This window comes from Pseudoxanthomonas helianthi (assembly GCF_017939625.1).
GTDB lineage: Bacteria > Pseudomonadota > Gammaproteobacteria > Xanthomonadales > Xanthomonadaceae > Pseudoxanthomonas_A > Pseudoxanthomonas_A helianthi.
Map to the genome: position 1 here is coordinate 1,661,725 of NZ_JAGKTC010000001.1, position 22,447 is coordinate 1,684,171.

General features: G+C 65.6%; 22 protein-coding genes. 10 read left to right on the forward strand and 12 right to left on the reverse strand.

Annotated features, from left to right (window positions below; all coding sequences use genetic code 11):
* Position 1 precedes the first annotated feature (1 nt).
* The gene (locus J5837_RS07555; RefSeq protein WP_210536053.1) at positions 2 to 700 is read right to left on the reverse strand and encodes an AAA family ATPase; all 699 of its coding nucleotides are present in this window, start codon (positions 698 to 700) and stop codon (positions 2 to 4) included.
* Between the two features lie 198 nt (positions 701 to 898).
* A complete protein-coding gene (locus J5837_RS07560; protein WP_210536054.1) occupies positions 899 to 1,207 on the reverse strand; it encodes a hypothetical protein in 309 nt (102 codons plus the stop codon).
* Between the two features lie 112 nt (positions 1,208 to 1,319).
* Here J5837_RS07560 and J5837_RS16490 point away from each other — a divergent pair, with 112 nt between their 5' ends.
* Positions 1,320 to 1,442: a hypothetical protein gene (locus J5837_RS16490; protein ID WP_280518202.1), complete on the forward strand. Its 123-nt coding sequence runs from the start codon at positions 1,320 to 1,322 to the stop codon at positions 1,440 to 1,442.
* Positions 1,443 to 1,496: 54 nt separating this feature from the next.
* Here the strand turns inward: J5837_RS16490 and J5837_RS07565 are convergent, their stop codons facing one another.
* Positions 1,497 to 1,748, reverse strand: coding sequence for an acyl carrier protein (locus tag J5837_RS07565; protein WP_210536055.1), 252 nt, complete (start codon positions 1,746 to 1,748; stop codon positions 1,497 to 1,499).
* Between the two features lie 69 nt (positions 1,749 to 1,817).
* Here J5837_RS07565 and J5837_RS07570 point away from each other — a divergent pair, with 69 nt between their 5' ends.
* The gene (locus J5837_RS07570; protein ID WP_210536056.1) at positions 1,818 to 3,923 is read left to right on the forward strand and encodes an ATP-binding protein; all 2,106 of its coding nucleotides are present in this window, start codon (positions 1,818 to 1,820) and stop codon (positions 3,921 to 3,923) included.
* A gap of 8 nt (positions 3,924 to 3,931) precedes the next feature.
* Here J5837_RS07570 and J5837_RS07575 read toward each other — a convergent pair whose 3' ends face one another.
* From J5837_RS07575 to J5837_RS07585, 3 genes are all read right to left on the reverse strand, one after another.
* Positions 3,932 to 4,840 carry a crotonase/enoyl-CoA hydratase family protein gene (locus J5837_RS07575; protein ID WP_210536057.1) on the reverse strand — a complete coding sequence of 303 codons (909 nt, stop codon included), beginning with the start codon at positions 4,838 to 4,840 and terminating at the stop codon, positions 3,932 to 3,934.
* A gap of 28 nt (positions 4,841 to 4,868) precedes the next feature.
* A complete protein-coding gene (locus tag J5837_RS07580; protein ID WP_210536058.1) occupies positions 4,869 to 6,104 on the reverse strand; it encodes a beta-ketoacyl-[acyl-carrier-protein] synthase family protein in 1,236 nt (411 codons plus the stop codon).
* A 278-nt stretch (positions 6,105 to 6,382) separates the two neighbouring features.
* Positions 6,383 to 7,261: an AraC family transcriptional regulator gene (locus tag J5837_RS07585; RefSeq protein ID WP_210536059.1), complete on the reverse strand. Its 879-nt coding sequence runs from the start codon at positions 7,259 to 7,261 to the stop codon at positions 6,383 to 6,385.
* Between the two features lie 141 nt (positions 7,262 to 7,402).
* Here J5837_RS07585 and J5837_RS07590 point away from each other — a divergent pair, with 141 nt between their 5' ends.
* Positions 7,403 to 8,443: a VOC family protein gene (locus J5837_RS07590; protein WP_210536060.1), complete on the forward strand. Its 1,041-nt coding sequence runs from the start codon at positions 7,403 to 7,405 to the stop codon at positions 8,441 to 8,443.
* 22 nt (positions 8,444 to 8,465) lie between these two features.
* On the opposite strand, the gene J5837_RS07595 is transcribed toward J5837_RS07590, so the two are convergent.
* Positions 8,466 to 9,803, reverse strand: coding sequence for a GTP-binding protein (locus tag J5837_RS07595; RefSeq protein ID WP_210536061.1), 1,338 nt, complete (start codon positions 9,801 to 9,803; stop codon positions 8,466 to 8,468).
* Positions 9,804 to 9,954: 151 nt separating this feature from the next.
* On the opposite strand from J5837_RS07595, the gene J5837_RS07600 reads away from it, so the two are divergent.
* The 3 genes from J5837_RS07600 to J5837_RS07610 all read left to right on the forward strand — a co-directional run bounded on the left by J5837_RS07600 (position 9,955) and on the right by J5837_RS07610 (position 12,311).
* The gene (locus tag J5837_RS07600; RefSeq protein ID WP_210536062.1) at positions 9,955 to 10,188 is read left to right on the forward strand and encodes a hypothetical protein; all 234 of its coding nucleotides are present in this window, start codon (positions 9,955 to 9,957) and stop codon (positions 10,186 to 10,188) included.
* A 45-nt stretch (positions 10,189 to 10,233) separates the two neighbouring features.
* Positions 10,234 to 10,608 carry a MerC domain-containing protein gene (locus J5837_RS07605; RefSeq protein WP_210536194.1) on the forward strand — a complete coding sequence of 125 codons (375 nt, stop codon included), beginning with the start codon at positions 10,234 to 10,236 and terminating at the stop codon, positions 10,606 to 10,608.
* A 284-nt stretch (positions 10,609 to 10,892) separates the two neighbouring features.
* Positions 10,893 to 12,311, forward strand: coding sequence for an FAD/NAD(P)-binding protein (locus tag J5837_RS07610; RefSeq protein WP_210536063.1), 1,419 nt, complete (start codon positions 10,893 to 10,895; stop codon positions 12,309 to 12,311).
* Positions 12,312 to 12,351: 40 nt separating this feature from the next.
* On the opposite strand, the gene J5837_RS07615 is transcribed toward J5837_RS07610, so the two are convergent.
* Positions 12,352 to 13,197: a LysR family transcriptional regulator gene (locus J5837_RS07615; RefSeq protein ID WP_210536064.1), complete on the reverse strand. Its 846-nt coding sequence runs from the start codon at positions 13,195 to 13,197 to the stop codon at positions 12,352 to 12,354.
* Between the two features lie 105 nt (positions 13,198 to 13,302).
* On the opposite strand from J5837_RS07615, the gene J5837_RS07620 reads away from it, so the two are divergent.
* Entirely contained in the window at positions 13,303 to 13,791 is a 489-nt protein-coding gene (locus tag J5837_RS07620) for a lipocalin-like domain-containing protein (protein ID WP_210536065.1), read from the forward strand.
* Positions 13,792 to 13,902: 111 nt separating this feature from the next.
* Positions 13,903 to 14,997, forward strand: coding sequence for a serine hydrolase domain-containing protein (locus J5837_RS07625; protein ID WP_210536066.1), 1,095 nt, complete (start codon positions 13,903 to 13,905; stop codon positions 14,995 to 14,997).
* A 30-nt stretch (positions 14,998 to 15,027) separates the two neighbouring features.
* Here the strand turns inward: J5837_RS07625 and J5837_RS07630 are convergent, their stop codons facing one another.
* On the reverse strand, positions 15,028 to 15,525 hold the full coding sequence (locus J5837_RS07630) for a hypothetical protein (protein WP_210536067.1): 498 nt from the start codon (positions 15,523 to 15,525) through the stop codon (positions 15,028 to 15,030).
* A 178-nt stretch (positions 15,526 to 15,703) separates the two neighbouring features.
* Between J5837_RS07630 and J5837_RS07635 the strand changes: the two genes are divergently transcribed.
* Complete coding sequence (locus tag J5837_RS07635) at positions 15,704 to 16,246, forward strand: hypothetical protein (RefSeq protein ID WP_210536068.1); 543 nt, start codon at positions 15,704 to 15,706, stop codon at positions 16,244 to 16,246.
* Positions 16,247 to 16,255: 9 nt separating this feature from the next.
* Here J5837_RS07635 and J5837_RS07640 read toward each other — a convergent pair whose 3' ends face one another.
* The 3 genes from J5837_RS07640 to J5837_RS07650 form a co-directional block, all read right to left on the reverse strand.
* Positions 16,256 to 17,218, reverse strand: a complete 963-nt coding sequence (locus J5837_RS07640) for a helix-turn-helix transcriptional regulator (protein ID WP_210536069.1) — start codon at positions 17,216 to 17,218, stop codon at positions 16,256 to 16,258.
* Positions 17,219 to 17,407: 189 nt separating this feature from the next.
* Positions 17,408 to 20,437: a TonB-dependent receptor gene (locus J5837_RS07645; RefSeq protein ID WP_210536070.1), complete on the reverse strand. Its 3,030-nt coding sequence runs from the start codon at positions 20,435 to 20,437 to the stop codon at positions 17,408 to 17,410.
* A 486-nt stretch (positions 20,438 to 20,923) separates the two neighbouring features.
* Positions 20,924 to 21,931, reverse strand: coding sequence for an integron integrase (locus J5837_RS07650; RefSeq protein ID WP_210536071.1), 1,008 nt, complete (start codon positions 21,929 to 21,931; stop codon positions 20,924 to 20,926).
* A 169-nt stretch (positions 21,932 to 22,100) separates the two neighbouring features.
* Here J5837_RS07650 and J5837_RS07655 point away from each other — a divergent pair, with 169 nt between their 5' ends.
* On the forward strand, positions 22,101 to 22,439 hold the full coding sequence (locus J5837_RS07655) for an immunity protein Imm33 domain-containing protein (protein WP_210536072.1): 339 nt from the start codon (positions 22,101 to 22,103) through the stop codon (positions 22,437 to 22,439).
* Positions 22,440 to 22,447: the final 8 nt, after the last annotated feature.

A 22,447-nucleotide genomic window follows, 5' to 3' on the forward strand; every position in this document is an offset into this window, starting at 1 on the left:
TTCATTCCAATATATGGACAAGCTGATGCTTGTAGTTGCCTAAAAAAGACTTGGTCACTATGTAATGTTCGGTCTTCTCATACTCGGTTCTATGTAAGCCGTCGTCATCGATTTGATAAATGTACGAGTCTGGGTAGGCCATCAAGATTGGTGAATGCGTCGCAACAATAAATTGCGCATTAGCTTGGACCAACTGATGCATTCTTGCGAGCATCGCCAACTGTCGGCTGGGGGACAGGGCCGCTTCGGGCTCATCTAAGATATAGAGCCCATTACCGCTAAATCGATGCATCATTACGGCGAGGAAGGATTCTCCGTGCGATTGCTTGTGCAGAGATTTTCCTCCATATGAGTCTATGATCGGAGGCCCCCCAGGCCCTGCATCCAGCCGCTCGATTTCTGTAGCTAGGTTGTAAAAACTCTCGGCACGCAGGAAGAACCCAGACTTGGCTTTTCGAATTCCCCTCTGCAATCTCAGGTACTCATGTAGTACGGAATGAGATTCATGGGTACGGAAAGCGAAGTTTCTTGTGCCTCCCTCAGGGTTGAATCCCCATGCAACTGCGATTGCTTCTAGCAGGGTTGACTTCCCGCTACCGTTCTCGCCGACGAGATAAGTGATCTTTGGGTGCAATACCAGCCCGTCCAAGCGATTTACGAGAGGCAGGGAAAATGGAAACTGGTCCGAAGCAGGAATCATTTCTCGCTTTAGGCGGACTTCCATAAGATAGTGATTTGAATCTAGAGCCCGCATATCGGATTTTCAGCAAGAGCGCCTATGCGGACGATTGTACAGGGGAGGATTGGTGGGCGGAGTGGTAGTTCTTGACTTACATCTGATTCGAGCTTTGAGGTAGCAGGTCAGTGCGAGAGAAGTACTTGGCTTTGCGTCCAAGGATCATGGTAATCCGGCCGCCGATCTAGCCGTTAAGTCCTCGAAGAATTGCCTGATCGCACTGCGCAGCGTCTGTTGATCCCGCTGTGCGCTAGAGGGATGACGGACCCGCCGGACGCGAATGCCGAATTTCTCTTCTATGGTGCTGTCCTCTGGCAGACCTTCCTTTCGGTGAATCGCCATAAGGATGTCATCCAGCGTGTCGTTAGAAAGAGACGCGCCATCCGGATCGAATGCCAACAGTGTCGAAAACGCTTCGGTAGGGTTTCTGACGATTTCAAACGCGTAGGCGTGCAGGCCACCTTTGCTCATCTGCGCGCGCGACCTAAAGGGGACGGAGGGAATTAAGTGCTTAGGTCCCTCCGTCCCCATTTTGTTCATCTCTGGTGCTGATGTAATCGGGTCTCTGACCCTGGCGCACGCATTGCGCCCGCTGCCAACGAAATGGCGCCCCAGCCGCGCCGAACGCATCGCCGACGCACTGGTCGAAGCCGCGTTGCGCGCGCCGCCCGGGCGCACCGTCATCGGCCCCGAACGACTGGCTTGAGCCGAAACCCGACTGCTTCAGTCGAGCGGCAAAAAAGAACCGAGCCGAATCCCGTCAGCCCGCCGGCTGCATGGATTCCTGGATCAACCGCACCACGTCGCCCACCGAAGGGTTCTTGGGCAGGTCCAGGGTCTTGAAGGTGAAGTCCAGGTCCGACTCGATATCGATCATCATGTCGGCCATCAGGATCGAGTCCACCCCCAGCTGGGACAGCTTGGTCTCTTCCGTGACCTGGTTCGGATCCGCGTCGAAACGTTCTTGCAGCATCGTCCTGAGACGGTCGAGAATGCGGTCCTTTTCGTTCATATTTCGCCCCGTCTGTATGATTTGGCAAGGTTCTTGCAACCCCGAACGCATAGGTTAAGGGTATTCGACTTGGATCGCAGCACCCATCCAGACGAATTGAAGAGCGCCGTCATCGCGCAGGCGGACCTGCGCGTGCGATTCGGCCTGCCTCTCGCGCTGGTGTGCATCGGCGTCTACCTGTTCGGCCCCACCGAGGCGGTCGGCCACAACCTGGCCGTGGTCTCCATGCTGGGCCTGTATTTCGCCTACGCCTTCCTGACCCGCTACTTCTCCCGGCGTTCGGCGCCGTTCAGCCCGTGGGACCTGGTGCTGATCACCGCGGTGCTCGACCCGCTGCTGCTGTCGTCGTGGATGTTCGTCTCGGGGCATACCTCGGTCCTGTTCGTCGGCTTCTACCTGTTCACCATCCTCGGCTTCGGGCTGCGGATCGGCGCGGTGGCCATGCACCTGTGCCAGGTCATGTCCCTGGTCGGCTTCGGCGTGGTCCTGGTCAGCTCCCCCGAATGGCGCGAACACGCGCTGTACGCCTTGAGCCACGTCATCCTGCTGATCGCGGTCCCGCTGTACGGCGCGACCCTGATCCGCAAGATCCAGACGGCCAAGTCGCTGGCCGAGTTCGAAAGCAAGGCCAAGTCCCAGCTGCTGGCCAAGGTCAGCCATGAGCTGCGCACGCCGTTGACCGGCATCGTGTCCGCGGCGCAGTTGATCGAACTGGAATCCCGCGAAGCGCCGGCGATCAACCGGGCCGGTTCGATCCTGCACCTGGCCCAGGCCCTGGACGCGGAAATCCGCCAGCTTCTGGACCTGTCCAAGCTGGATGCCGGCAAGGACCTGTCGCCGGAGACGGCATTCAACGTCGACTACGCCGCCGACTACGTGATCAAGGCCATCGAGCCGATCGCCGCCAGCAAGCAGCTGGCCGTGCAACTGGACTTCGATGAGCGCATCCGGTTCCCGGTGCAGGGCCATTTCCAGGAACTGACCGGCGTGCTGATCAACCTGGCCGGCAACGCGGTCAAGTTCACCGCCGAGGGCACCATCGGCCTGCGCGTGGAGCTGATCGACGAAACGCCGTCCACCTACCGCATCCGTTTCGGCATTTCGGACACCGGCATCGGCATCGCGCCGGAGCACCAGGAAAGGATCTTCGAGCCGTTCTATCAGGTGGAATCCGGGGCCCAGCGCAAGTTCGGCGGCACCGGCCTGGGCGCCGCGATCGCGCGCGAACTGGTCCGCAAGATGGGCGGCGACATTACCGTGGAAAGCATCGAAGGCCTGGGCAGCGTGTTCTCCTTCGAGCTGGCGATGACCATCGACCAGGCCTCGTCGACGCCGGTCGTCGTCGCCCCCGAGGTCGCGGCGCCGACGGTCAGCCCGAAGAAGATCCTGGTCGCCGACGACAATACGCTGAACCTGAACCTGATCCGGGAGATGCTGGAGAAGGACGGCCACGTGGTCAGCACCGCGATCCGCGGCGAAGACGCGATCCGCAAGCTGGCTGCGGAGAACTTCGACGTGGTGTTCCTCGACTACAACATGGGCGACATGGACGGCGCCACGGTGTACCAGACCTACACCTTCGGACGGGTCAAGACCGCGCCGACGTTTTTCCTGACCGCCGACACCACCTCGATCACGCGCCGGCTGCTCGAAGACCTGGGTTCCAGCGGCGTGCTGTACAAGCCGGTGACCCTGGACAAGCTGCGTGGCGCGCTGGCCGGGCTGTTCGCCGGCCACGTGGTCCATGGCAACACGGCACCGGCCCGGCCGGCGGCGCGCGGACCGCACCTGAGCCCGGTGCCGGTCGAATACATCGACGGCGCGGCGATCGAGGCGCTGCGCGAAATCAAGGACAACCCCGAGTTCCTGTACTCGATGATCACCGACGGCATGGGCGACCTGGTCACCCTCAACCGCCAGCTGCTGGAACTGATCGCCAAGGTCGACACGCCGGCCATCCACCGCCAGGCCCACGCGATGAAAGGCGTGGCCGTCAGCGTGGGCGCGATCCGGCTGGCGACCCTGGCCGACCGGCTGATGTCGATCACCGAGGATCAACTCGGCGCCGATCCCTCACGCTGGAAGGCGGACCTGTCCGACACCACGACGCGGAGCCTCGCGGCGCTGGACGAGATCCGCAACGGATTCGCCCAGGCCCGCGTCGCCAACCACTGAGGCCGCGCTTACGCGGCCAGCCGGTCCTCGCGGGCGGCCTGCAGTTCGCTCTGCTGCATCATGATCAGCATCTCCATCGAGCGGATTTCGTCCGGGCTGAGCTGCATCGCGACTTCGACCCAATCTTCCACCACCTGCACGCCTTCCTCGTAGTCGAGGCCGGCGAAACGCTGGCGGGCCTGCTGGACCTTGAGGCGGGACTTGCGGCGCTTGGCGTGGTTCTCGACGAAGCGTTCGACCGCCAGCGCGCCTTCGCCGTCCTGGCAGATTTCGTCGACGATGCCCATGTCGAACAGTTCGCGCGCCGTGTAGATGCGCTTGTTGGTCATCATCCGCTCGGCCACGCGCGGCGACACGCGCTGGGTCAGCAGGCCCATGGCGCCGGTGCAGGGGAACAGGCCGAACATGATCTCGGGGAAGCCGAAGCTCGAACCTTCGGTCGCGACCAGGTAGTCGGCGCTCAGCGCCAGTTCGAAGCCGCCGCCGAGCGCACGGCCCTCGACCAGGGCGATCGTGGTCATGCTGTCCTTGAACTTGGTCGACCAGCCGTGCAGCACGTCGAGGCAGCCGATCGAGTAGTCGTACAGCTGCTTGGCATCGCGCCGGCGGATGCAATCCAAGAAGAACGACAGGTCGCCGCCCTGGCTGAAGTAGGCCGGATGGCTGGACTGGATGACGGCGTAGGCGGGCGCGGACGGGGGCAGTCCGCCGAAGGTTTCCGGCGAATGCTTCAGGGTTTCGATCAGTGCGCTGAATTCCTCGACGATGTCGGGCGTGAAGTTCTGCACCGAGGTTTCGGGGTTCGGGTTCATCATCACCCACAGGGTCTTCTCGGCGAGTTGCCGGACATGCGCGCTGACGCGGCTGGGGGCGCGGGAGGCCGAGGGGACGGCGGACAGGGGGGCGAGCATGTTCATGGTGGTTCTCCTGGACGGTCGATTTGGGTCAGTGCTTGGGTTGGGTCGAGATCACGAGTGCGGCGTTGGTGCCGCCGAACCCGCAGGAAAAGCTGAGGACGTGCTGGAGATCGTCGACTTGCCGCGGACGTTCGCCGACGTGGTTGAGCCTGCAGTCCTCGTCAGGTTCTCCCAGGTGTGCGCTCGCGGGCAGCAGGCGTTCGTTGAGGGCCAGGACGGTCAGCAGACATTCCAAAGCACTGGTGGCACCGAGGAGATGGCCGTGGACCGACTTGGTGGAACTGACGGGCGGCGTTTGCTCGCCGAAGACCGCCTTGATCGAATCCGCCTCGATTTCGTCGCCGCCACGCGTGGCGGTCGCGTGGGCGTTGATATAGCCGATCTGGTCGGGGACCAGTCCCGCATCGGCCAGCGCCGCGCGCAGGGCGGCGATCTGGCCAGGTGAAGCCGGCATGCCGATGCTGTGGGCATCGGAGGAAATGCCGTAGCCGGTAAGGTAGCCGAAAATCCGGGCGCCGCGGCGCCGGGCGCTTTCGCCCTCCTCGAGCATCAGGAATGCCGATCCTTCCCCCATCACCAGGCCCGAGCGCGACTTGGAGAACGGCCGGCAGCTGGTGGTCGGGTCCACCGGGTCCACGGGCGCCAGGGCGCGCAGCCCGAGGAAACTGCCCATCACCACCGCGGTCAGCGGCGCCTCGGCCCCGCCGGCGACGGCCACGTCGAGGTAGCCGTCGGCGATGGCGCGCGCCGCCTCACCGATGCTCACCCCGGAGGAAGCGCAGGCCGAATGGTTGGAAATCACCGGCCCGCCGATCTTGTGGCGGATCGAAATCTGGGCGGCGCCGGCGTTGCCCATGATTCTCAGGGCGGTCGGCGCCCGGGCCACGTCGTGGCGTTCGACCAGCAGGCGGGTGAACCAGTCCTGGCCGCTGGCGGTGCCGCCGTTGACGTTGCCGTAGTACAGCCCGGCGCGCTGGCCGTATTCGGAAAAATCGTCGAACCCCGCCTGGTGGATCGCCTGGCGGGCCGCGAGGATCGCCATCTGCTGGCAGCGGTCCAGGTAATAGAGCTCGTTCTTTTCGGGGAAGAGATGGTCGAACGTGCCTTCGACGATGCCCGCCGGCAGGCCGCGCGCGATCGGGCTGGCATGGTGCAGGCGGATGCCGGAAACCCCTCCGCGCAGGGATTCGATGGCTTCGGGAACGGATTGCCCGACCGGGGAGATCACTCCCAGGCCGGTGATGGCGACATCGCGTTTTTTCACGGGAATACCTTTGCGTCGAAGACCGATTGGCCTACCGAGATACCCCCATCCCTGTTCCCCAGCAGGCCAACGTAAGTGTTGGCCGAAGTCTCGGGCTCTTGTAGCACCGATTACGGCCTCCGTCATCGCTGCCGCCTCCGGATGTGATCATCCTTCCATAAACAAGTGCGTTTCGCGACGGACCGCATCGGCCGGGTTTTCCAGTCTGGCCGGCAATCGGTTTCCGATTGGTTGCAGCGGCAGTTGCGCGTCGTCCCGCCCCGAACGGGATCGTCCGCTTACGCGTTGCCCGAGGTTTCCAGGTCGTCGCCTATCGCTTCTCCGGCGAATCGCCGCAGGCAACGGACCATGTGACTGGGATGGGCGAAGCCGGTTTCCAGGGCGATCTGCGTGCGGCTCATCCTGCCTTCGCGCAGATGGGCCTGCGCGCGCGCGACGCGGCGGCGAAGCACGAACTGGTGCGCGGGCATGCCCACCGTCCGTTTGAACAGCGACTTGAAGTGCGACACGCTGAACCCCGCGGTGGCGGCGAGTTCCGCCAGCGTCAGGTTTTCGCCGAGGTGCGCTTCGATGTAATCCAGCACCTGGCGCAAGCGCCACGCCGGCAATGCGTTGCGCGAATCCGTGGTCGGTGCGGGCCGGCGCGATTCGAGGGCCAGCAGGCGCGCAGCCAGCGCGGAAGCCAGACTGTCGGCGAACAGGCGTCCGCCAGGATGGCCGTCGCGCGCTTCCGCCCGCATCATCCAGCCGATGCGTTCGACCTGCGCGTCGCGGATGTGGATCGCTGGAGCCAGCACGTCGCCGCGCGCGTTCATGCCCATCGCCTCGGCGGCGTCGCGCAGCATCGCCGGCGCCAGGCGCAGCAGCAGCGACGTGGCCGGGCGCGACACGATCCAGCGCGTGCTGGCGCCCGCCGGCACCACGCAGAACTGGCCATGCAGGCGCACGCCTTGGCGTTCGTGGTTGTCCCAGCGATACGACACCGGCACCGGTTCGCCCAGGTGCAGGCACAGCACGTGCCGGTCGTCGACCGGCGAGGGGAATACGCCCTCCGGCACTGGCGAAACCAGCGTATCCAGCGACGGCAGGCGGGAGTGCGCGTCGCCTGCCATGGCTGCGGGCGAAGGCTCCGGATAGCAGGCCGGTCGATGGGGCATGCGGGCATTGTTCTCCGGCGTTCCGACCGCGGCATGTGCCGGAAATCATCCCTTCCAGCGCGGTATCGGCCTTTTGTGCGCGCGGGGACCCGGCTCCCCGGACAGGATGCGTGCCAGTCACATAAGCCCCGGAGATCCGCAATGAAACCGCAACGAAGCAAGACACGCATTCGCCTGCGAACCCTGTGCAGTGCCTTGATCCTGTGCGCCACCGCAACAGCGGCGAGCGCCGCCGATACGTCGCGAGCTGCAGGTGGGGTCGGACGGACCAGCGAGATCGACCACGCCCTGCTGTGGGGGCGCAGCATCGACCAGGTCAGCTCGGTGATGGCGATGAAGCTCGGGTTCCAGGTCAGGCCGGGACGCAATCCGGACGGCGTGGCCAATCGCTATGTGCGCTTCGAGGACCGCAGCTACCTGGAGCTGTTCGGCATCGAACGCGCGGACGCCAAGATGGATCCGGGCATGCAGGCCGACCAGGCTTCGCTGCACGGCGGTCCTGGCGCGCGTACCTTCGGCTTGCGCTCGTCGATCCTGGAACAGGCACACGCATGGCTGCAGGCGCAGGGCTTCGCGCCGACGCCGGTCTTCACCGCTTCGCCGGACGATCCGGATGGCGACGGGCCCACCCAGCCGCCGCGTTGGCGTTTGTTCGCCTTCGAACGGCCGGTCCTGTCCAGCCATCTGTTCTACATCGACTATTCAACACTGGAAGCGACGCCGGCGCGCGTCGTGGACACGCGTGTCGCATACGAGCATCCCAATGGCGCACGCGCATTGAGCGGCATCTGGTTGCTGTCGGCGGACACCGATGCCGATCGCAAGCGGTTCGAACGCATGGGCTTCAGCGGCGCCACGCCGATCCGGTTTCCGCAAATCGCCGCACGGGGTTACTGCATCCCGGTCGGCGAAAAGCGCCTGCTCGCACTGCAGCCGGATGGTGCGGGCGTCGCCGCGGAAGCCCTGCGCCAGGGCGGCCCGCAACTGCTGGGCGTCAGCATCGAGGTGCAGGACATCGACCGTGCGCAACGACGGGTCGAACGCGGTTACGACGCCACGATGTCGCGCTACCGCGGCCTGCAGGGCGATGCCTTCCTCGCGCCGACGCAAGCGGATCTTGGATTGCTGGTCGAATTCCATGCGTCGGGATCCGGGATGGCTTGCGCGGCGCGCAGCGAATAGAGCGGGCTCGATCGGCGTCGCGTCAGCGGCGCCACGCCGGAAACGGATCGGGCGCGTCCAGCCAGCCATCCGGTCCCACAGCCATCTCTTCGTCGGTCAGCAGGCAGGCGTCGAGTTCCGCGCGCACACGCGCTTCGTCCAATCCGATCCCGATGATGGCCAGCTCCTGGCGTCGGTCGCCCCAGAGCGGATGCCACAGGCGTTGCAGGGCGTGGTGTTCGCGCGGATCGGACATCGCGTGGGGCGGAGGCAACGGCGCCGACCAGCGCGCCATCCGTGCACGGGCCCAGCCTTGTTCGGTCAGTGGCGCCCATGTGCGTTCGAGCGGCGAAGGAGGCACGCCGACCTGATCGGCATCGACCCGATGGCGCGCCGCGTACCAGAACCCGGCGGCGTTCGTCCGGGTCGATCCGCCGACCACGGCCAGCTCTCCGACCCAGTCCATGCGGCTGGCCAGCCAGAAGAAGCCTTTGGCGCGGATCACGCCGTCGATACCGCGGTCGAGCAGGCGGCCGAATCGCAGCGGATGGAAAGGGCGGCGCGCGCGGAACACGAAGCTGGAGATGCCGTATTGCTCGGTTTCGGGCGTATGTTCGCCGCGCAGTTCCTTCATCCAGCCCGGTGCCAGTTGTGCGCGCACGAAATCGAAGCGGCCCGTGTCGAGGATTTCCGCCAGCGGCAATTCGCCGTTGCGCGATTCGACGATCCGCGCATCGCGGTTCAATCCGCGCAGCATCGCCCGGGTCAGGGCCAGCTTGTCCGGATCGGCGATGTCGCACTTGCCGAGCACGATGACATCGGCGAACTCGATCTGGTCGGCCAGCAGATTGACGATGCCGCGATCGTCGTTCGGACCGACATGCTGCCCGCGGTCGGCGAGGCGTTCACTGGACGAAAAATCGTCCAGGAACCGCGTGCCGTCGACCACGGTCACCATCGTATCCAGCCGCGCCACGTCGGACAGGCTGAAGCCGCGCTCGTCGCGTACGGCGAACGTCGCCGCCACCGGCATCGGCTCGGAAATACCGGTCGACTCGATCAGCAGGTAATCGAAGCGGCCCGCGTCGGCCAGGCGACGGACCTCCTGCATCAGGTCGTCGCGCAGCGTGCAGCAGATGCATCCGTTGCTGAACTCGACCAGCGCTTCTTCGGTCCGGCTCAACGCAGCACCCCCGTCGCGGACCAATGCGGCATCGATGTTGACCTCGCTCATGTCGTTGACGATTACCGCAACCTTGCGGCCCTCGCGGTTGCGCAAGACATGGTTGAGCACGGTGGTCTTGCCGGCGCCGAGGAAGCCGGACAGGACCGTGACAGGCAGACGTTTGCGGCGGGAGACAGGCGGCGGCGAGGAAAGCATCGGCGGATCCTTGTGGGCGATCACGACCCTTGCGCATGAGCGGGGAGCGACCGTGGGATGATATGATATGTTATAACGTATCATAATCGCCATGTTCCACAAGCACTCGGTTCGAGTGCCCGCGTCGATCCGTTGATCCGAGGCCATCGTCATGGAAGACAGCATCGTTCCGGACAACTACGAAGCCTGGCGGCATTGCATCGAGGTCGAATGCGGGCTGCGTCTGGACGCCGATTACGTGCGTCAGCGCATCGCGGCGCTCGAGGATCCCGGCGACCACAACACCCAGCAGTTGGTGCGCCGATGGGGAGAGTCGCACCGACAGCGCGTGGTCGCGTGGTTTCAGCGAGCACGGGACGAACTCGATGCGCAGCCGCATTCCTGATTTCGCCAAAAGGCGATGCACACGAACCGCTTCATGGAGATCGCCATGTCACGTCCTCACAACGCCATTTTCGATGCTTCCGCCATCCTCTTGTCCACGCTATGCCTGATCCATTGCCTGGCGTTGCCGCTATTGGCCGCTGCGCTGCCGCTGCTCGGCGTCTGGGCGGAAGAAGAGTGGGTCCATGTGCTCTTCGTCGCCATCGCGTTGCCGTTGACCGGTTTCGCGCTATGGCGTGCGCATCGGCGGCGGTCCCTGCCAGTGGCCCTGCGTGTGCTGGCCGCATCGGGACTGGCGGGACTGCTCGCAGGTGCGCTGCAGTGGCCTGGCGAAGCGTGGGAAACGCCCATCACCGTGGCTGGCAGCCTGATGCTGGCAAGCGCGCATGTGTGGAATTGGAAGCGGCAGCATCGCCACTGATCTCCGCGGCCACGGCTGCGAGGAGACGTTTGCTTTTCGGGGCGCCGCAGCATTGCGGAATCGGCTGCATTTGCGCACGGCGCCTCGACCAGGCACTGATGACGGGCTCATGCCACAAAGCAATGAGCACGGAATCGCTGCGCCGAAACGCCAGGGCGCAGCGCATTTGCGGCATTCGCGGCACCATCGCACTCCCGCGTATTGCGGTCGCTAACTCTTTCCTTACACGGTGCGCGCGCGCTGCTGCTAGAACACCGCGAATTCCGGCCAGCGAGAGAACCGTCATGCGCATCACGATCGTGGGAGCAGGATTCAGCGGCAGCACGCTCGCCACCTTGCTGGCGTCGTCGCAGGACGACGCGCCGCAGGTCTGCCTGGCCGGAATCGGAGACACGTTCGCGCGAGGCGTGGCCTATGGCGAAGCGCGCCCCGAACACCTGCTCAACGTGCGCGCGGGGCAGCTCGGCGCCGACCCGGATGCTCCGGGCGGCTTCGCCGACTGGTTGAAACTGGAGCAGCACGAACGCGATGCGTTCCTGCCGCGCCGTGCGTATGGCGAATACCTGGCCGAACGTCTTCGCGAAGCACGGCGACGCTCGAAGAACCTGTCGCTGGTCGAACAGGAAGTGGTGGCGATCAATGCCGTCGGCGAAGGCTTCCGCATACATCTGGACGATGGCCGGTATTTCGCCAGCGATCGCGTGGTACTGGCGCTGGGCGCGTTGCCACCGCAGCGATTGGCCGGGATCGGACCCCGCCTGGCCCACAGCGATCGTTACATCGCCTGGCCCTGGCAGGACGACGCGCTGGCGCGGATCGAACCGACGGCGCGCGTACTGATCGTCGGCACGGGACTGACCATGGCCGACGTCGGCGCCAGCTTGCTGGCGCAAGGGCATTCCGGGCCGCTGGTGGCGATCTCCCGCCACGGCCTGGTGCCGCAACGGCATCCGCCGTCGCCGCTGGCGCCGATCGAACTTCCGCCCAGCGTGCAGCAGGCATTGCGCGCCCACGACGTGCGGGCATTGCTGAAGGCGATGCGCTCGCTGGCGCACGTGGTGCCGGACTGGCGCGCGGCCGTCGATGCACTGCGCCCGCATACGCAGCGGTTCTGGCAGGAACTGGACGAAGGGCAGCGCGAACGCTTCCTGCGCCACTACCGTTCCCACTGGGAAGTCGCACGCCATCGCATCGCGCCGAAGGTCGCCGACCAGTTGGAAGCATTGCAGGCCTCGGGCCAGCTGACGGTACGCGCCGCCCGGCTGCTGCGCGCCAGCCTGCGCGAAGGCTCGGCCGAGGTGTTGTTGCGCGACCGCGGCCAAGAGCAGGCCCGCCTCGAGCACTACGACTACGTCATCCGCGCGACCGGATTGGACACCGATATCGTCAGGACCAGCCATCCGCTGGCGTCGTACCTGTACGAAACGGGCCTGATCGATGCCGATCCGCATGGCCTCGGCGTACGCGTCGACGAGTCGCTGCAAGTGCTGGGACGGCACGGCCAACCCATTGCCGGACTGCATTGCCTGGGTCCGCTGCTGCGCGGCCATCTGTGGGAGATCACGGCGGTGCCCGAACTGCGTGCAGCTGCGCGCGACCTCGCGCGGAAGCTGCAGGAAGACGCTGCCGCATTCGGCACTGCACTGCGTCGCCATTCTGCCGGCGGACTGGAGCGCGAACTGGCGTTGTCGGCAGGCACGTAGACGCGGCAAGTCGCGCGATGGCCGAACGCGGCGGGTCGGTTCAGCGGAACGCCAGCGTCAGCACGCGCAGCGCCTCGCGCGAGCGGCGGTCGTTCAATGCGCTGTAAAGCATGACGTCCTGCGGTGGAATCCTCGGTAGCGACAGCAGGTCGCCGACATCCAGCGTGCCCGCCGGCGCAGCCCGGTTCGCCAGCACCGCCACGGCGATCCCGCCTGAAGCGGCGGCACCGAGGATGGCCGCGCCCTTGCCGATGAACACCTCGTCCCACGCAACCCCGGCCCGGTCCAGCGCACGGATCGCGGCCGCGCGGATCCGGCAGGGCTCTCCCTGCGTGGCCAGCGGCAGGGGCTTGCCGGCCTGGGCCTTCCAGTCCGTCGCGGCGAACCAGGAGAAATTCTCCACGAACACGGCCTTGCCCTGCTTGCGCCTGTCGTCCGGCCGCAACACCAGGGCGGCGTCGATCTCGCCCCGCGCGTGCGCCAGCATCAGTTCGCGGGTGCCGCCGATGCGCATTTCGACCCGCAGCCCCGGATCGAGGTCGCGAACGCGCCGCAGCAGCGACGGCAGTTCGCCGCCGACCAGCAGATGGTTGATGCCGACGACCAGTCGTCGCTGCTCCTTTTCGAACGCCGCCGTCGCGGCGTCGTGGGCCGAGATCAGCTCGCGCGCCGCGCCCAGAAACGCTTCCCCTTCGACCGAAAGGCGCACCTGGCGAGGCGTCCGTTCCAGCAGGCGGCGGCCGAGTCGCTCTTCCAGCCGGCGCAGCTTGAGGCTGACCGCGGACTGGGTGATGCCCAGCGCATCGCCGGCCCGGGTGAAGCTCTGCAGGTCCGCGGCCAGCACGAAGGCCTTCACCGCGGCGATGTCCAAGGTCTGGTCGGGCATGCCGGATAGATTCGTTCTGTAAATGACAGATATCTGTATAGATTGGTTTTCATCATCTATCAAGATGGCTATGGTTTCCGCACCAGGTAGCCAACAGGAACGCCCATGAATCGGTTGATCGGCATGACCTTCGCGATGCTGGCAGGCCTCGCCGCGCGCGAAGCGCCCGCCGCGGAATCGCCGCTGCGCGGCACGTGGGTCCTGGTCGCGGCGGACAAGATCCTGTCCGGCGGGGAAAGGGTGCGCGATTACGGCGAGAAGCCGAAAGGCAGGTTGATCGTGGATGCGGCAGGCCGCTACTCCCTGCAGATATTCAAGTCGGAGCGCTTGCGCTTCGCCACGGATAGCAAGGCGGACGGGAGCGCCGACGAGTTCAAGTCCGCGGCCATGGGCAGCAGCACCCATTACGGCAGCGTCACGGTCGACGATGCGAATGGCCTGCTGGTTTTCTCGATCGAAGGTTCGTCCTTCCCGAACTGGGAAGGCACGGTGCAAAAGCGCCAGTACGCGCTCGATGGCGGCACGTTGACCTATCGGGTGCCGCCCCGCGCGGACGGGAGCATCCCCGTTTCGGTGTGGCGCAAGCTCGACTGATCGCACGGCGCCTGCAAAAGTCCGTAAGCGGGAAGGGCCCTGCAACCGCGTTCGCCTTCGCTGTATCCCGGTGGGGACAGCGGGGCGCCGTCCCGCGTAGCGGATCGCCCGATGAAAACCTTCATGCTCGCCGCCGTGCTGTGCCTGGCCGCCGCTCCGCCGGCCAGGGCTGCGTCGCCCGATGCCTTCATCGAAGCGTATGCGCGCGACCATGCCTTCAGCGGCAGCGTGCTGGTCCAGGCGGGCGGGAAGATCAGGTACGCGGGCAGTTTCGGCCTTGCCGACATCGCGTTCGAGATTCCCAACGATGCGCGGACGCGCTATCCGATCGCATCGATCACCAAGCTGTTCACCAGCGCGCTGATCCTGCAGCTGCGCGATGAGGGCCGGCTCGACCTGGACCGGAGCGTGCGGACCTACCTGCCCGATTATCCGGGCGAGGCCGCCGACAAGGTCACCGTGCGCCAGCTGCTGAACCATACGTCGGGGCTGCCCAGCTACGACGGGATAACGGATGCCGCGTCGGCCATGCGCGAAGGCATGCCGGTGTACCAGCTTCCGCACGATAGCGATTCACTGCTGGCGCGCTACGCCGGCGGCAAGCTGGTGTCCGCGCCGGGTACGAAGTTCGAGTACAACAATGCCGACTACATCGTGCTGGGCAAGATCGTCGAACGCCTGCGCGGCGAGACTTTCGACCAAGCGCTTCGACAATACCTGTTGCACCCCCTGAGGCTGCAGGACAGCGGCATGTTGCGGCAGGACACGATCGTGCCCCGATTGGCCGGAACCTATTTCCATCGGTCCGATAAAGGCCCGCTGACCCCGGATCTGCCGTCGTATCCGGAGAACTGGTACGCGTCGGGCGCGATGTACGCCACGCCGCGCGACCTGCTCGCATTCGCCAACGCGCTGTTCGGCGGAAAAATACTGGGCAAGGACTCGCTGGCGCAGCTGCTCGCCCCCGGGCTCGACGACTATGGCCTGGGCCTGTGGGTCTACGAAGCCTGGAGCGATGGCCGTGCGCATCGCGTGGCCAAGCGTCCCGGCCGGATCATGGGCGCGAACACCCAGTTGTACCGTTTCCTGGATTGCGACCTCACCGTGATCGTGCTGGCCAATACCGACGCGGTGGATACCGACGACTTCGTCGCCCGCGTCGGCAGCGAAGTCCTGCGCACCACGGTTTGCGCCAAGGGCGGGTAAGGCGCGCCGCGCCAATGCGCTCCCGACATCTCAGGCCATCGCCTTGTGCGATTCGAACGGCAACAGCTGCGCGCCTTCGCGGACGATGGCGAAGCCTGCCGTGTCGAGGAGCTCGCGGTCGGCATCGACCAGCACCAGGATGTTGCCGGCTTCGATCTCGGCGTTGAACTTGCGCCGAATCGGGTCGGGCAGAGCCGCACCGACCAGTGCAGACGCCCAGCCGCCGATGATCGCGCCGGCGATGGTCGCGGCGGCGACACCGGTCCAGCCGATGCCCAGGGTCGGCACGAGCATGGCCACCCCTCCGACCAGCAGGCCGGTGGCGGCGCCGTAGGCGATGCCGCGCATCGCCGCGGGCAACATGTCGGTATCGGCTTCCTTGCGCCCATTGCGGATCGAATGCAGTTCGATGTCCGAGCGGGCGACCAGCAACAGGTCGCGGTTTTCCACGCCTGCGCGGCGTGCGGCCCGGATGGCGGCCTGGGCGGTGGCCAGGTCGGGTGCGCAGAACACGTGCCGGATCTTCATATCGCCCCCATGCGTGCGGGAGACGGTTCCTTACTAGGCCTGCGGCGGTTATGCGGGCGTGACGATCAAAAAACGGCCCGGCGCGGACTTCTTGCCCGCTTCACACAAGGTTCCTAACGTCTTCACCGGCCCGGCCCAGGCTGGTGTCCCAGGCAACCTTGCGAACGGGAGAGCAGCGATGGCGGCGAACATGCGGAACGAGGGCGAACGGCGCGGCGGTCGCTGGCGCTGGGCGATGTGGGGTGGTGCGACGGCGTTGCTGCTGTTGCCCGCGGTGGCGATGCGGATCGGCAACAACGGGGTGAATTGGACCGGCTCCGACTTCGTCGTGTTCGGCGCAATGCTGTTGCTGGCCTGCGGCACGTTCGAACTGGGCGCATGGCTGTCGCGCGACCGCGCCTACCTCGCGGCTTTCGGCATCGCGGTCGTCGCCGGTTTCCTGATGACCTGGATCAACCTGGCTGTGGGCATCATCGGCAGCGAAAACAATCTCGCCAACCTGGTGTTCTTCGGCGTGCTGCTGGTCGGCGCCATCGGTGCCTGCATCGCGCGCTTCAGGCCGCAGGGCATGACCCGCGCGCTGGTGGCCACCGCGATCGCCCAGGCACTGGCAGGCGTGGTCGCGTTGATCCAGGGTTCGGTCGAGGGCGTCGGCCTGTCCGTGTTCTTCGTCGTGGTGTGGTTGGTTTGCGCCGGCCTGTTTCGCAAGGCTACTGCGTAACCCACCGCGTTACGAGGCGAGGGTGGCGACCGTGCTTTCCCCACGAGTCGCCGCACGCAGCGCCCGGGCTGCGCCGGGCGTCATGCCGTAGCGCTTCTTGAAGGCGCGGCAGAACGAACTCTGGTTGTCGAAGCCCGCCGATTCGGCGACATCGCAGAACGCCATGTCGGTACGGGTCGCCAACGCCATCGCGTGTTCCAGGCGCAGGCGGAAGGCGAAGTCGGCCGGGGTTTCCCCGAACACATGCAAGTAGACCCGCGACAGGTGGCCGCTGGAGCAACTGATGCGGCCGGCGAGCGCGTTCATGCGCAGGCGCGCGCCGCGGCCGGACGCGATCGCGTGGCGAACCCGCAGCAGGCGCAGCATCGCCCATCGCTTGCGCCGCCGTGTCCGCCCGGGGCAGCGCGGCAGCAGCTGCCTCAGCGCGTGCTGCGCAGCGTGCAGGTCGAGGCAGACCATCTGCAGCAGGTGCGAGGCGTGCTCGGCGTTTTCCGTGCCGCCCCGGGCTTCGCGCGCGAGTTGCGCGAGGCGCTCCGCAACGCCCGGCGGACAGGCGTCCTCGACCGGAAACAGTTCGGCCGCGGCGCGCGCATTCCGGCAGGCGCGATGCCATGCCTCCTCGGGGCCGCACAGGCAAAGCCAGGCACCGCCGCTCGCGGCATCGAGGAAAAGCGATCTGTCCCAGACCAGGCAGCGGCCGGGTTCCAGCGGCCATTCGCTCTGCTCCGAACGGACCCGCACCCGGCCCGAAAGGGGCAGGCTGATCGACAGCCAGCCATTCGGGATTTCCAGCATCGCGCCCGACTCGCCCCGGAACAGCTGCAACGCCATGCCCTGCGTCGCGCATGGCCGACGCAGCTCGCCGTGGCCGAGTATCGCGACCGCAACAGGTCCGCGTGGCGGCGGCGAGGATGGCGGCGCAGGTTCGAAGGTTTCGCGGAAGGACGGAAGGCTGAGTACGGTTTCCAGCATGGGCGCGGACGGTCCGTTGATCCTGCGCCGATGCTGGTTTCGCGCCCGGGATGCGGCAACCGGGCGGGGATGAAATGCATGCGGGCGGTGGCGAACGGCACGTCCGCGCTTCGTCCGGCGACTGGGCCAAGAAAAGAGGAACCGCCGGTTCGCGGCGGTTCCTGGCTTCCGTCGGATTGCGATTCCGGATCAGAACTCGTACTGCACCGAGAACTGCACGCTGCGCGGACTGGCGAAGCTGAGCGGATGGCGGTAGTTGGACAGCGGGGCGCCGGTATCGTCGTCGGCGACGTCCTGCACGCGGTAGTAGTCCTCGCTGTCCAGCACGTTCTGCACGGCCATGCTCATCTTCAGGCCCTTGGCCCAGCGCGGCTCGTACGACAGGCGCAGGTCGAGGTTGTGCACCCACGGCACGCGGCCGGAAGTGCCGCGGCGGTGCAGGTACGACGGGTAGCCGTTGCCGGTATCGGCGGCACCGGTATCGTCGTAGTAGTAGCCGCAGTAGAACGATTCCGCACCATAGCTGCCGGCTGCAGGATTGGTGCCGGTTTCCGGGTACACGCCGAAGCAGTTGATCGGGCGGCCGCTCTGCAACAGCAGGTTGGCGCCGACGGTCCATTCGTCGGCCAGCTTGTACGCGCCGAACACCTTCAGGCTGTGGCGGCGGTCGTTGGGCAGGTAGCCGTTGCCGCCTTCCACGAGGCCGGGCAGGTCGAACGAGGTGGTGATGCCGGCGTCGTCCTGGCCGTTGTCCGAACGCACGTAGCCTTCAGTGTTGCCGAGGCTCTTGGCGTAGGTGTACGAGGCCTGCAGGAACCACTTGTCGTCCCACGCGCGTTCGACGAAGAACTCGACCGCGCTGTACTTGCGGCTGGCCTTCGGATATCCCATCGCGCTGGCCGGCACGTCGACCCGGGTCAGGGTGCCGTCGCCGTTGAGGTCGGCGTTGATCGACAGCGCGCCGCCGGGATTGGTCAGGAAGCAGTGGTCGATGGCCGCGCGGATGTTCGCCGCCTGGTCTTCGTCGTAACCGTTCTGCAGCGCCCAGGCCTCGGCGCCGGAACCGTCGCAGACATCGTCCATGCCGGCCTTCAGCTCGCGCTTGATCGCGCGGATGCCCAGCGACCATTTGTCCCCCAGCGCCATCTGCGCGCCGACGATGTATTCGTCCTGGTACATCGGCTTGATTTCGTTGTCGACCACGCCGCGCGGGTCGGGCACGCCGCCTTCGCTGTTGTAGAAACGTTGGCCGATCTGCGCACCCAGGGTCGGCGCGCCGGTCACCGGATCGATGCCGGTGAAGCGGTAGTACTCGATGTAATCCAGCTCGGACCCCGCCAGGCGCACGTTGGTGTTGGCGTACACCGGGATGTAGTAGCGGCCGGCGTTGCCGAACACCTTGAACGTCGAATCGCCGTTGACGTCCCAGGAGAAGCCCAACCGCGGCGCCCAGGTGTCCTTGACGTCGATGAAGGCGCCGCCCAGCGAGTTGAGGTTCTGGAACGACTCGTTGCGCACGCCGAGGTAGGCCAGGAAGGTATCGGTGACGTTCCAGTTGTCCTCGATGTACCAGGCGCTGTTCTTGGTCAGGAAGTTGCCGCCGTTCTCGAAGTAGCGCAGGCGCACCACCTCGGTCACGCCGTCGGGCACGACCGCGCCGTTGGGCAGCGTCGCGCCCGCGGTCGCGTTGGAATAGCGCCAGAAGATGCCGCCGGGCGTTTCCGGTTCGTACGCGGTGCCGGAATAGACCGAGCCGTCCAGCGTGGAGAATTCCTCGCGGTCCACGCCGAAGCGGATCAGGTGGTCGCCCAGCGACCACTCGCCGTCGAAGCGCCAGGCCTTGCGCACGTCGCCGGCATTCGGATCGCCGACCAGGCCGGTGCCGATCCAGCAACCCTGCACGCCGAGCGGGCCGACCACCGCGGTCGCGCGCGTGTCGACCACGATGGGGCAGTCGGCCGAGTTGGTGTCGGACGAACCGCGCGAGTACTCGCCGCGGCCATACAGCGCCGACAAGGTGAGGTTGTCGGTGATGTAGCCGGTCCACTTGAGGATGTAGTTCTCGCCGCCGGTCTCGGTCTCGGCGGTGCCGATCTGCTCGCCGCCGCCGATGCCCAGGTCGCCGGGCGTGCGCTGGTAGTTCACCGTGTGCGTTTCGCTGGTGTCCTTGAACGCGGTCAGTTCCAGCGAGTGGTTGTCGGTGATGCTCCAGTCCAGCTTGACCAGGCCCTGCGGGGTGTCCTGCTTGCTGAAGGCGCTGCCGCCTTCGAACGGCGTCCGCGTCTCGACCTTCTCGCCCTGGTACAGGGCGAAGAGGAACAGTCGGTCCTTGATCAGCGGGCCGCTGGCGTACAGGTTGTAGCGCAGGGTGTCGGTCTTCGCGCCCTTCTCGACGGTGTAGCTGCCGTCGCGTTGCGGGTCGTAGGCGAAGCGCGTGCCGGTGTTGAGCGAATCCGGGCTCCAGAACGCGTTGGCGCCGAACTTCCATTCGTTGGTGCCGCGCTTGGTGATCATGTTGACTACGCCGCCCAGCGAGCGGCCGAACTCGGCACCGTAGCCGCCGGTCTTCACCTGCTGTTCCTGCAGCGCTTCGAACGGGATCTCGCTGAAGGCCAGGCCCTTGACGATGTTGGTGACGTTGAAGCCGTTGACGTAATAGACGTTCTCGGCGACCGAGGCGCCGCCGAACGAAGCGAGGTTGCCGAAGCGGCCATCGCCGCGCACCGTGCCTGGCGCGAGGAGGGCGACGTTGGTCGCGTCGCGCGCTACCGGCAGCATGTCGATCTGCTGTTCGGTCAGGATCGTGGTCGATTCCACCGAGGAAACGTCGATCGGGTTGACCGCGCTGCTGCCGACCACGGTCACGGCATCCAGCGTGGTCGCGCCGCCGCTGGCGGCGGTGAAATCCACGTTCGAGGCCGTGCCGACGCTGACGTTGACCGAGCGCGGCTGGCTGCCGTCGCGCGCGACCTGGTACTGGCCGGTCGGCAGCGCGGGGAAGCGGTAGCTGCCGTCGCTGCCCACGGTGACGCTGCGGCTGAAGCCGGTCGCCGGGTTGGTGACGGTTATCGTCTCGCCGGCCGCGGCATGGCCGACGATGGAGCCGGAGGTATTGGACTGCGCGTGCACGCCGCCGGCGAAGCACGCGCCGAGGGCGAGGCTCAGCAGGGTGCGCCGCGTTGCTTTGCGAACAGGGTTCGATTTCCTTGCAAGGGTCATGGTCGTTCTCGATGTGGTTCGGGATTCAGACGGCAGCAAGCGGACGCCGCGCGGGCATCGGCCCGTGCTAAGCGGTTTGGCGCCTGAAACCGGAAGCTAACGTTTCGTTTACAACGACGTTGTGCGCGAACGACGCGTTCGAATGACGTTTTCCGACGCGAACGCGTCGGCGCGATTCCACGCGTCGAGGCGACGCGTGTCGCGGCTTCGCGCATACGTAAACAATGGAATGCGCACAGCAGACGCATGCGCATCGGCGCACAGTGGCCGGGTCCGGGCCAACCCCTCTCTCTGGCCCCGGGATGGAGGCTGTACGCCAGCGGCCAGCCATCGCCAGGACTGCCCGGTCATGCCGGGCATTTTTTATGCACTATGGAAACCGCCGTCGCGCTGCGCGGTGCGAGGGAGGTCATGTAGACGGGTAGGCGCCACGCATGCGCCGACGGACAGCTATCGCAGGATTCGCTTTCGGCCATGGGCGATCATTCAGCGATCCAGCGGGCTGAGTACGCCACCGGCACCTCGGTTCAAGACGTGTGTGTAGACCTGTGTGGTCGTTATGTCCTTGTGGCCGAGCAACTCCTGCACCGTGCGAATGTCCGAGCCGCTTTCCAGCAGGTGAGTTGCGAAGCAATGCCGCAACGTGTGCGGGCTGACGGGCTTGACGATGCCCACTGCCCGCGCCGCATTCCTGACGGCGCGCTGCAGCACGCTTTCGTCGAGGTGGTGGCGCTTCTCCCGGCCATCGGCCGGATCGACTGCACGGCGCGCGGCGGGGAACACGTACTGCCAACCCAGATCGCGCTCGGCGTTGCAGTACTTGCGCGCCAGCGCATAGGGCAGGGAGGTCGCCCCGAAGCCGGCCTCCAGATCACGCGCATGCAGTACCCTGACCGAATCTATCTGTGTCAGCAGCGCGAGCCGCAAGCGTCCGGGCAGCACCGTTTTGCGATCCTTGCCCCCCTTGCCCTCGCGTACGGTGATTTCGTGACGTGCGAGGTCCACGTCTTTGACCCGCAGGCGCAGGCATTCCATCAGCCGCAATCCGCTCCCGTACAGCAATCCGGCCATCAGGGCTTCCCGCCCGGACAGGGCATTCAACAGGGCAGAGGTCTCGGCGCGCGAAAGTACCACCGGCAGGCGTGGTGCCCGTTTGGCCCGCACCACGTTCCCCATCCAGGGCAAGTCGATGGCCAGGACGTCCCGGTAGAGGAACAACAGGGCTGCCAGGGCCTGGTTCTGGGTACTGGGCGCCACCCGGTATCGGCGCGCCAACTCACTGAGGAAATGCTCGACGTGCTTGCCGTCTAACTCCCTGGGGTGCCGCCTATCATTGAAATGGATATACCGGCGAATCCAGTAGAGATAGGCCTGCTCCGTCCGCAAGCTGTAGTGCTTCAGCCGCAATCTGCGGCGAACTTCGTCGAACAGTTTGGGCTTGGGGGCGGCCGCCGTCGATTTGTTTATGGCTGCAGGATTCCGGACTTCCGGCATTAGACGGTCTCCATACCGTATAACGCCCTCAATGTTTCATTGATCCAGGCCTGTCAGGATCAGTCCAAGCTCCGGATTTTTGTAGGAAAAGTCTGATTGACGGTTTCGCAGGGGCATGCCCAGAATCCGCGCTACGCCCCACTTTGGGGTCTAATCGTAGTTAGGCCGCATGAACCAGATCCCGTCTCAGGCGGAAATATGCGAACAATTCGGCTCGCTCTTTGATCCTCCCGGTGAGGACGAGCAATTGGGCATCGCCCTTTCTACTCTCTCGCAGGTTCCCCTCAATGCCTTGCGACATCCCGCAGAGAACGGCACGTGCGGCTGGTATGTCTGGGGTGGAGAGCTATCTGACCACCCGGACTTCTTTCAGCCACTTCACGTCCATCACCTTGTAGAGCAAGCCCCGTCGATCGTTCCCTACCTAGCTCTAGCGCCGGGCTGGCGAGTGCTTTTGGCTCCTGGGCACGTGGACGTCTGGTATGACCCGGCGCTTTTGGCCGTGTAGCATGCGGC

Bases quoted from the DNA above. Each gene is read 5' to 3' on its own strand.
- J5837_RS07555 (WP_210536053.1), bottom strand. From the start codon at position 700: ATGATTCCTGCTTCGGACCAGTTTCCATTTTCCCTGCCTCTCGTAAAT.
- J5837_RS07560 (WP_210536054.1), bottom strand. From the start codon at position 1,207: ATGAGCAAAGGTGGCCTGCACGCCTACGCGTTTGAAATCGTCAGAAAC.
- J5837_RS07565 (WP_210536055.1), bottom strand. From the start codon at position 1,748: ATGAACGAAAAGGACCGCATTCTCGACCGTCTCAGGACGATGCTGCAA.
- J5837_RS07575 (WP_210536057.1), bottom strand. From the start codon at position 4,840: ATGAACATGCTCGCCCCCCTGTCCGCCGTCCCCTCGGCCTCCCGCGCC.
- J5837_RS07585 (WP_210536059.1), bottom strand. From the start codon at position 7,261: ATGCCCCATCGACCGGCCTGCTATCCGGAGCCTTCGCCCGCAGCCATG.
- J5837_RS07590 (WP_210536060.1), top strand. From the start codon at position 7,403: ATGAAACCGCAACGAAGCAAGACACGCATTCGCCTGCGAACCCTGTGC.
- J5837_RS07595 (WP_210536061.1), bottom strand. From the start codon at position 9,803: ATGCTTTCCTCGCCGCCGCCTGTCTCCCGCCGCAAACGTCTGCCTGTC.
- J5837_RS07600 (WP_210536062.1), top strand. From the start codon at position 9,955: ATGGAAGACAGCATCGTTCCGGACAACTACGAAGCCTGGCGGCATTGC.
- J5837_RS07605 (WP_210536194.1), top strand. From the start codon at position 10,234: ATGTCACGTCCTCACAACGCCATTTTCGATGCTTCCGCCATCCTCTTG.
- J5837_RS07610 (WP_210536063.1), top strand. From the start codon at position 10,893: ATGCGCATCACGATCGTGGGAGCAGGATTCAGCGGCAGCACGCTCGCC.
- J5837_RS07615 (WP_210536064.1), bottom strand. From the start codon at position 13,197: ATGCCCGACCAGACCTTGGACATCGCCGCGGTGAAGGCCTTCGTGCTG.
- J5837_RS07620 (WP_210536065.1), top strand. From the start codon at position 13,303: ATGAATCGGTTGATCGGCATGACCTTCGCGATGCTGGCAGGCCTCGCC.
- J5837_RS07625 (WP_210536066.1), top strand. From the start codon at position 13,903: ATGAAAACCTTCATGCTCGCCGCCGTGCTGTGCCTGGCCGCCGCTCCG.
- J5837_RS07630 (WP_210536067.1), bottom strand. From the start codon at position 15,525: ATGAAGATCCGGCACGTGTTCTGCGCACCCGACCTGGCCACCGCCCAG.
- J5837_RS07635 (WP_210536068.1), top strand. From the start codon at position 15,704: ATGGCGGCGAACATGCGGAACGAGGGCGAACGGCGCGGCGGTCGCTGG.
- J5837_RS07640 (WP_210536069.1), bottom strand. From the start codon at position 17,218: ATGCTGGAAACCGTACTCAGCCTTCCGTCCTTCCGCGAAACCTTCGAA.
- J5837_RS07645 (WP_210536070.1), bottom strand. From the start codon at position 20,437: ATGACCCTTGCAAGGAAATCGAACCCTGTTCGCAAAGCAACGCGGCGC.
- J5837_RS07650 (WP_210536071.1), bottom strand. From the start codon at position 21,931: ATGCCGGAAGTCCGGAATCCTGCAGCCATAAACAAATCGACGGCGGCC.
- J5837_RS07655 (WP_210536072.1), top strand. From the start codon at position 22,101: ATGAACCAGATCCCGTCTCAGGCGGAAATATGCGAACAATTCGGCTCG.